The following is a 7539-nucleotide window of genomic DNA, read 5'->3' as shown; positions in this document are numbered from 1 at the left end:
ACCCCCGGCACCCGTGACACGCTCTGCCAGGACGTGCCGGACGCCTACACCTCGTGCCGCAACGGTGCCCGGGTGGTGCTCAACGTGGCGCGTTGGGTCAAGGGGGTGCCGCGGTACGGCGCGAGCCTCGACACCTACCGGCAGTACATGGTCAACCACGAGGTGGGACACAAACTCGGGTACGGCCACGAGCGGTGCCCCGGGCGGGGCCGGGCGGCGCCGGTGATGCAGCAGCAGACGCTGGGCCTGCACGGTTGCGCCGCGAACGCCTGGCCGTACCCGAAGGGCAAGACCCGCTACAGCGGCCCGGTCGGGGCGTACGACGACGAGATCCCCCGGCGTGAGGGCGGCTACCCGGCGCGCTGAGACCGTCGGCGGCGGTGTGCCATCAGGTGCGCCGCCGCCGTTCCTGTTCGAGTCGCTCATCCAGCCGACCCATCTCGTAGATGGCGTTGAGGCTGGTCGGCAGGCGGCTGACGTTGTCGTTGTCCGGAACCGGGCCGGGATCCGGTGCGGGACCGGAATCCGGCACGGGACCGGGGTCCGGCGCGGGTGCGGCAACGGCGGGGGCCGGGGCCCGGCGGCGCAGGAGCAGCAGCGCCAGCACCGCGAGCAGCACGACGACCAACAGGTACGACGCGGGTGGCCAGGCGTCGCGGGTGGGGCTGGCGAACACCGGCGGGGCGGCCGGTTCGGGGGTGTCGCCGTCGCGCTGGGGCACGACGACCTCGCGGGTGTCGGTGCTCTCGCCGACGGGGCGGCGATCAGGGGCGGGGGCGGCGGGTGCGGGAGCATCACCCACCGAACCGGCGGGCGCCGGGACCGCCGTGGTCCGCACCGGGGTGGGCTGACCGGCGGCCGGTGGCCGACTGGGCGTGGGCACCCCGGTCGCGGTGGCGCTCGGTGTCGGAGCGGCACTGGGCGGGTCGCCGCCGAGCAGGTCGTCGACGATCTGACCGACCCCACCGATGATGTCGCCGAGCGGATTCGACGTGGCCGACGGCGAGGGCGCCGGGGCGAGGGCGAGGGTCAGCGCGAGAACGACGACGGTAGGCATGAAGCGACCTCCGATGTGCCGAGATGCCACGCACCGTACCGCGTCCGGCGAGCGCGTGGTGACACCGGCACACCCGGGCGGGGGCGCGTGCGTCGCGCGCCCCCGCCCGCGATGTCAGTGCCGGTCAGACGGGCAGGCCGCCGACCTGAGTGGAGATCCACGAGCGGATGGACGGCAGGTCCACATAGATGGACGGGCCGGTGGCGCAGGTGGAGTTGTTGTTGCCGGCCCGACTCGTCGCGCCGATCAGGTTCCACACCCCGTTGACCTTGCGCACCTGCGGACCACCCGAGTCGCCGTAGCAGGCGCCGGAATTGCCGTTGGTGTTGTTGGTGCAGATCTCGTACGGGCCGTTGATGCCGGAGCACCGGCTGTCGGCCACGATGGAGGTGTCCAGTTCGTTGGCCACCGCCGGCGCCGACCCGCAGCCCCGGGGAGCGCAGGTCTGACCCCAGCCGATGATCCGGGTGGCGGTGCCGACCGCGCCGGAGGTGCTCGGGATCGGGGCCGGGGCGTACGTCACCGAGCTGGCCAGTTGCAGCAGCTTGACGTCGACGCTCGGGTGGTTGACCGCCCGGGTCACCCGCACGACGGTCCCGCCGCTGGTGCGGTTGATGCTGCCCACCCGCACCGAGGACGGCGTCGAACAGTGCTTGGCGGTGACCGCCCAGTTGCCCTTGATCAGCGTGCCGGTGCAGCCGGAGACGTACACCATGAACGGGTAGTTCTCCGACGCCGGCCGGCCGCCGACCACCAACGGCGCGATGTCCGAGTCGCCGGTCCAGGTGTACGTCGTGCTGGCGGGCGCGGCCAGGCTGCCGGCGAACAGCGAGTTCACCCGGCTCGCCTCGGTGGAGCTGGGGTTCGCGTTGCGGCAGGACACCGGGGCGCTGCTGCCGGACATCAGGTCGGTGCACAGCCCGGTCCGCCGGTCCGGCAGGCCCAGGATGTGGCCGATCTCGTGGGCGGCGATGCGGTTGCGGTCGTAGCCCTGGTTGACGGCCGTGCGGCCCATCCAGATCCGGCCCGAGCCGAGGCCGGTCGGTTGCGCCCGGGGCCAGCCGTCGTCGACGTAGATGGTGATGCTGGCCGGGGTGCCGGCCAGCAGCCGGACGTTGCTGACCCGGCTGTTCCAGATCTGCGCCGCCTGGTCGAAGTTGGTCCGGAACTCACCGGTCCGGCTCGCGTCGTAGTAGACGGTCCGGACGGCGACGGCCGGAGCGCCGGTGGCGAGCTGCATCCCGGCCGCCGCCAGGATCGCCACCAGCATGGCCAGCGCCGCACGTCTCAGTTGTCGTCGAAGCATCATGCACTCCCCTGCGGTCGTCCGGCGACCATCAGCCACCGGGTCATCGATGCACGTAGATGTTACTGTGACGGCGATCGATGTCAGGCATAGCGGAAGCGTCATACCGTGGCCGCGTCCAGCCCCCCGGCCGTCGGCGGTCGCCCGTCGCGCGGACCGGCGTCAGGTGGCACCCGCACCGCTGGCGGCGATCAACACCTCAGCCGCGGTGGTCCGGGCGTAGAGCACGAAACGCCCGACGCGGTGCGCGCCCACCAGGCCGGCTTCGCGCAGCGCACCGAGGTGCTGCGACACGGTGCCCGTCGCGAGGCCACACCGACCGGCCAGTTCCAGCGTCGAGGTCGGGACCGCCAGCTCGTGTAGCAGCGCCGCCCGGGTTCGACCCAGCACCCGCGCCAACCCTCGCCCGTGCGGGGTCGGATCCCGTTCCCAGAGCGTGCCCACCGCCCGCGCCGGGAACCGCAGGACCGGCTGCCCCGGAGAGTCGAAGTTCGACCACACCCGAGCGCCGATGAACACCGACGGTACGAGCAGCAGACCCCGCCCGTCGAGTCGCACCGAGCCGGCCAGGGTGACGTGCTCCACGGTCAGCGTCTCGGCCTCCAGCCGGACGAACTGGTTGAGGTGATTGAGCAGGCCGTGCACCCCGTCGGTGGCCATCCGCTGCGCGCCGAGCAGCACCTCCCGCTCCAGCAGGGCTCGCATCCGGGGCCAGTAGGGCGCGATGACCGCGTCGGCGTACCCCCGGATCGCCGTGGCCAGCCGGGGCAGCTCGGTCGCCGGGTCGGCATGCAGCGCCGCCAGGCGCGACGAGCGTGGCCCGGGCAACGCTTCGACACCGGCCCGAACCGCCTCCGCAGAGGTGGCGACGAGGGTCGCCAACTCGACGTCGAGGGTGGGCTGTGACATGGCCGGGGGCGGGCAGAGGAAGGCGGGGATGACCGGCGTCGGCATCCGCACCAGGTCGGCGAAGAGCCGCCAGTCCACCCCGGTCAGCCGGGGCCGGACCCGCTCGTACCAGGCCAGGTGCTCCGGGAACTGTTGCGGCCGCTTGACGACCCGCACGCTGGCCACCGCCTCCCACAGCGGTGACACCGCGAAGCGGGTCATCGCCAGGTCCCGCGCGGCCAGGCCGACCAGCATCATTGGCGCTCCCGGTGGATTCGGCGAGAGTCGAATCTATCGGTTCGACGCGCCACTGCCGGCACCGTGGACGGTGTGACCACCGCCCCGACGACAACCGCACCGACGCACCGGACCAGTGCCTGGCCGCCCTCCTTCCGACTGCTCTACGCCGCGTCCCTCATCGACGGCATCGGCTTCCACATCGGCCAGATGGCCGTACCGGTGATGGCGGTGTCCCTGCTCGCGGCAACCCCCGCCGAGGTGGGCCTGCTCGGTGCGCTGAGCACCGCCGCGTTCCTGCTGATCGGTCTGCCGGCCGGAGTCTGGGTGGACCGGCTGCCACGACGCGCCGTCCTGGTCACCGCCGACATCACCCGTGCCGCGCTGGTGGCGTCCGTGCCGCTGGCGTGGTGGGCCGGCGTGCTGAGCATCCCCCAGCTGTACCTGGTGGTGCTACTGACCGGGGTCGGCACCGTCTTCGCCGACGTCGCCGCGCAGAGCTGTCTGCCGCAGGTGGTCGGCCGGGACCGACTGGTCGCGGCGAACGCACTGATGATGAGCACGAACGCCACCATGCAGATCGCCGGACGAGGGCTCGGCGGGATCGTCGTGCAGGCGCTGACCGCGCCGGTCGCGATCGTGCTGGACGCGGCGGCCTACGTGGTCTCCGGGGTGATCCTGACCCGGATCCGCCCCGAGGCGCCCCGCCCGCGCCAGCCCCGGGCACCGGGCGGCTTCGCCCACCAGCTCGGCGCCGGTGTCCGGCACGTGACCGGCAGCCCTCTGCTGCGTCCGCTCGCCCTGTCGACCGCGAGCATCAACCTGACCATGCAGCTGACCACCGCCATGCTGCCGGTGGTGTTCCTGCGCGAGCTCGGCCTGGGCGCCGCCGCGCTCGGCCTCTTCCTCGGTACGGGCGGAATCGGCGCTCTCCTCGGCGCGGTGACCGCCCGCCCACTCGCCGAGCGAATCGGTCACGGTCGCGCGCTGTGGCTACCCGGCCTGCTCGTCGCACCCCTCGGTGGACTGGTCACGCTGATCGACACCGGGCCGATGCTCTGGGTGGCGGCGAGCGGCTGGCTGGCACTGGCCTGGCGGACGGGGGTGGGCAACGTGATCGGAGTCAGCCTGCGCCAAGGCGCCACCCCGGACGAGTTGCTCGGCCGGATGAACGCCACCTTCCGGTTCCTGCTCACCGGGGCGCTCGCCATCGGCGCGGTGCTCGCCGGGGTGCTCGGCCAGTACGCGAACGTCCGCACCGCACTGGTGGTGGGCGCGGCCGCGAACGCGTTGACCTGGCTTCCGGTGTTCTTCTCACCGTTGCGCACCCTGGACCGGCCGCCCTCGGTCGACTGACCCCGTCCGCTGTTACCCAGCGGTTACGCCACGGCGAAGCCCCTGTGGCGGGGCGGGACGACGGTGGCGGCAGAGGGTCACCGGCAGCGCCGCCGCGACGTGGCCCCGACACCGAACGGAGAAACCACAATGAGGATCAGGAGCGCACTGACCGCGCTGGCGGTCGTCCTCGCCGGCCTGGTCGCCAGCGCCGGCAGCAGCACCGCGGCGGGCGGCACGACGGCCGCGTACTGCGGGATCACCTGGGGCAGCGCGGAAAAGTCGGCCGGCGCGTTGAGTGACGCGCCGCTGGTCGAGGTCCGGACCGGCCGGCACGACTGCTACGACCGGGTGGTGTTCGAGTTCGCCGGCCCGGTCAACGGTTACGCGATCGGCTACGGCGAGACGTGGACCGAGGGCGAAGGGTTGGCCCTGTCGCCGTACACCGCCGGGGGCGCGCTGCTGCGGGTCTCGCTGCGGGCCCCCGCGTACGACGACGACCACCTGGGCACCGTGCCGTACGCGGTCGGCGAGCACGTGAGCAACCTGTTGCGCTATCCGACGCTGCGCGACGTGGTCTTCGGCGGCAGCTTCGAGGGCTACAGCACCTTCGCCGTCGGCGTACGGGCGCGGTTGCCGTTCCGCGTGCTCGTACTGGCCGGACCGGGCACCCACAGCCGGGTGGTGCTCGACGTCGCCCACCAGTGGTGATCGGATCCGGCCGAGCCGCGTGGCCGTCCGCCCGTACCCGGCTGGCGGCCACGCGCAGAACACCTAGCCCACCTGGCTGCGGCGCGCCGTACTGAACCGCCGTTGGTAGGCGGCGGGGCTGATCGACAATTTCCGGGCGAAGACCCGTCGCAGGCTCTCGTAGCTGGGGAACCCCGCCAGGGTCGCGGCTCGCGTCGCGGTGTGACCCTGGTCGAGCGTCCACCAGGCCGGCGGGCACCTGGGCGCTCGGATAGTGGTCGGACCCGGCCACCAGCAGGGTGTCGAACGCTGGCTCGGCGGCGATCGCACCGTCCACCGCCATCCGGACCCCGAGACTGGAGGTGACCTCCGCACCGGTCGGCGACAGCAGCACGATCCGGTAGTCGGCACCGAAGCGGTTCGCCTCCTTGAACACCTCCGCCGGACCGGCGACGTCCAACAATGTCACCCCGTCGTAGACGAGGATCGCGACCCGATGCGGACCGGTGTTCGGCACCGCTCATTGGTAGCACGCCCTCCACCAGCCGCAGACCGCGTCCGGATATGAGGGATTCCTGGCCGGACGAGGGCGGCGCCGTACGACGATCGGTGGGCAGCATGGGGGGCGTCAACACGGCTGCGCACAGTGCCGGGAAGGTCGGAGGACATGTCAGAGGTCATCGCGGGGTTGGAGATTCCGGATACAGCGGCGGTCGCCGAAGCGACCCGGCACATCCAGGAAACCACCAGGCCGGTCATTTACCACCACTCCCGCCGGGTCTTCTTCTTCGGCCTGATCCACGCCCACCGGCTCGGCGTGAAACCGGACCCGGAGCTGCTCTATCTGGCGGCCATGTTCCACGACACCGGCCTGCTGACCCCGTTCTCCGACGTCGAGCAGCGCTTCGAGATCGACAGCGCCGACCACGCGCGCGCGTTCCTGATGGGCCGGGGTTTCTCGACCGCCGCCGCCGAGACCGTGTGGACGGCGGTCGCGCTGCACACCTCGCCCGGCATTCCCGACCGGATGGGCCCGGAGATCGCGACCACGTACCTCGGTGTGCTGACCGATGTCCTCGGCCTCGGTCTGGACGGGCTGGAACACGATCAGCTCGGCGACATCCTCGCCGCCCATCCACGCGGGGACTTCAAGAACGAGTTCCTGCGCGCCCACGTCGACGGGCTGAAGAACCGCCCCGAGACCACGAACGGCACCGTGAACTCGGACATCCTCGAACACTTCATCCCCGGCTTCCAGCGCGTGACGACTGTCGAGCGCATCGTCGGGTCGCCCTGGCCGAGTTGATTGGACACTCATGCGAGCGATCACCGTACGCGACCGTGACGCGGGGATCAGCGGGCTCACGCTGACCGACATGCCGCACCCTCATGCCGCGGAGAACGACGTCATCGTGCGCGTTCACGCCGCGGGCTTCACCCCCGGAGAGCTCGACTGGCCGGCGACGTGGTCCGATCGTGCCGGCCGCGACCGGACACCCAGCATCCCCGGGCACGAGTTGTCCGGAGTCGTGGTCGAACTCGGCTACGGCACCACCGGCCTCACAGTGGGTCAGCGGGTGTTCGGACTGACCGACTGGGCGCGCAACGGGTCGCTGGCCGAATTCACGGCGGTGGAGGCTCGCAACCTCGCCCCGCTCGCGGCCGACATCGACCACACCGTGGCCGCGGCGCTGCCCATTTCCGGACTGACCGCATGGCAGGGGCTGTTCGACCACGCTCACCTCGCGACCGGTCAGACCGTCCTCATTCACGGCGCCGCGGGAGGCGTCGGCTCGATCGCCATTCAACTCGCGCGGGAGGTGGGCGCGCACGTGATTGGCACCGGCCGGGCCGACGACCGGGACCTCGCGCTCAGCCTCGGCGCGCAGACGTTCCTCGACCTGGACGCCGACGATCTGCGCCGGGTCGGCGAGGTGGACGTGGTGCTCGACGTCATCGGCGGCGACATCCTCCGGCGGTCGACCGAACTCGTACGCCCCGGCGGCACCGTCGTCACCATCGCCAC

General features: G+C 72.0%; 8 protein-coding genes and 1 pseudogene. 5 read left to right on the top strand and 4 right to left on the bottom strand.

Going from position 1 to position 7539, the window contains the following annotated elements; all coding sequences use genetic code 11:
* Nucleotides 1-366: DUF3152 domain-containing protein (locus KBX53_RS15650; protein WP_210860046.1), on the top strand; the 366-nt coding region annotated here is incomplete at its 5' end.
* Between the two features lie 22 nt (nt 367-388).
* On the opposite strand, the gene KBX53_RS15645 is transcribed toward KBX53_RS15650, so the two are convergent.
* The 3 genes from KBX53_RS15645 to KBX53_RS37000 form a co-directional block, all read right to left on the bottom strand.
* Nucleotides 389-1057 carry a hypothetical protein gene (locus tag KBX53_RS15645; protein ID WP_030332449.1) on the bottom strand — a complete coding sequence of 223 codons (669 nt, stop codon included), beginning with the start codon at nt 1055-1057 and terminating at the stop codon, nt 389-391.
* Nucleotides 1058-1181: 124 nt separating this feature from the next.
* Nucleotides 1182-2363 (bottom strand): snapalysin family zinc-dependent metalloprotease, encoded by a 1182-nt coding sequence (locus KBX53_RS15640; RefSeq protein ID WP_210860044.1) that lies wholly within the window; start codon nt 2361-2363, stop codon nt 1182-1184.
* 162 nt (nt 2364-2525) lie between these two features.
* Entirely contained in the window at nt 2526-3509 is a 984-nt protein-coding gene (locus KBX53_RS37000) for a helix-turn-helix transcriptional regulator (protein WP_210860038.1), read from the bottom strand.
* Nucleotides 3510-3581: 72 nt separating this feature from the next.
* Between KBX53_RS37000 and KBX53_RS15630 the strand changes: the two genes are divergently transcribed.
* Together KBX53_RS15630 and KBX53_RS15625 are read left to right on the top strand one after the other, a co-directional pair.
* Complete coding sequence (locus tag KBX53_RS15630; RefSeq protein ID WP_051708555.1) at nt 3582-4844, top strand: MFS transporter; 1263 nt, start codon at nt 3582-3584, stop codon at nt 4842-4844.
* Nucleotides 4845-4973: 129 nt separating this feature from the next.
* Nucleotides 4974-5534, top strand: coding sequence for a hypothetical protein (locus KBX53_RS15625; RefSeq protein ID WP_210860036.1), 561 nt, complete (start codon nt 4974-4976; stop codon nt 5532-5534).
* A gap of 313 nt (nt 5535-5847) precedes the next feature.
* On the opposite strand, the pseudogene KBX53_RS36355 reads toward KBX53_RS15625, so the two are convergent.
* Nucleotides 5848-5982, bottom strand: a pseudogene (locus KBX53_RS36355) (AraC family transcriptional regulator); the annotation flags it as partial.
* A 198-nt stretch (nt 5983-6180) separates the two neighbouring features.
* On the opposite strand from KBX53_RS36355, the gene KBX53_RS15615 reads away from it, so the two are divergent.
* Entirely contained in the window at nt 6181-6819 is a 639-nt protein-coding gene (locus tag KBX53_RS15615; RefSeq protein ID WP_030332438.1) for an HD domain-containing protein, read from the top strand.
* A 10-nt stretch (nt 6820-6829) separates the two neighbouring features.
* The coding region (locus tag KBX53_RS15610; protein ID WP_210860030.1) for an NADP-dependent oxidoreductase at nt 6830-7539 on the top strand (710 nt) is incomplete at its 3' end.

It is taken from the genome of Micromonospora sp. M51 (assembly GCF_018070305.1).
GTDB lineage: Bacteria > Actinomycetota > Actinomycetes > Mycobacteriales > Micromonosporaceae > Micromonospora > Micromonospora parva.
Note: the sequence above shows the minus strand (reverse complement) of the source record. Positions and strands in the feature narration are given on the sequence as shown.

What these genes read in the sequence shown, in the direction of transcription:
- KBX53_RS15640 (WP_210860044.1), bottom strand. Translation starts at nt 2,363, where the DNA reads ATGCTTCGACGACAACTGAGACGTGCGGCGCTGGCCATGCTGGTGGCG.
- KBX53_RS37000 (WP_210860038.1), bottom strand. Translation starts at nt 3,509, where the DNA reads ATGATGCTGGTCGGCCTGGCCGCGCGGGACCTGGCGATGACCCGCTTC.
- KBX53_RS15645 (WP_030332449.1), bottom strand. Translation starts at nt 1,057, where the DNA reads ATGCCTACCGTCGTCGTTCTCGCGCTGACCCTCGCCCTCGCCCCGGCG.
- KBX53_RS15625 (WP_210860036.1), top strand. Translation starts at nt 4,974, where the DNA reads ATGAGGATCAGGAGCGCACTGACCGCGCTGGCGGTCGTCCTCGCCGGC.
- KBX53_RS15615 (WP_030332438.1), top strand. Translation starts at nt 6,181, where the DNA reads ATGTCAGAGGTCATCGCGGGGTTGGAGATTCCGGATACAGCGGCGGTC.